The organism is Ochrobactrum sp. SFR4, assembly GCF_019730395.1.
Classification (GTDB): domain Bacteria; phylum Pseudomonadota; class Alphaproteobacteria; order Rhizobiales; family Rhizobiaceae; genus Pseudochrobactrum.
On record NZ_JAAPBB010000603.1, the window covers coordinates 1 to 297 of the forward strand.

Here is a 297-nt window from a genome sequence, read left to right on the forward strand (position 1 = left end):
CTTCCCGATTGCTTTGTTCCGCTTCACATTGATGCGCAACGGTTTCGAAAAACTCAGCCGAAAAATCGATCATTTTAGCAAGCTGATCAATAATGATGTTCTCATCCGGTGAGTGAAGCATTGCACCATGATGTGTCAGCCCTGCGCCGAATAGAGTTACGCCCATTTCTTTAACAAAGGGATGGGCTAAGCCGGACGCCGGAGAGCTTGGCTGAATAATTGGTGTTTTACCAAAATGCTTTTTGAGAAGCCGGAGGCCTTGCTGTACAGCCCAATGTTCATGACTGCTGCGAACAG

The 297-nt window shown here is 47.5% G+C and carries 1 pseudogene; it reads right to left on the minus strand.

The window, feature by feature from the left end:
• Window positions 1–297 (minus strand): annotated as a pseudogene (locus HBA93_RS20445) (M20/M25/M40 family metallo-hydrolase); the annotation flags it as partial.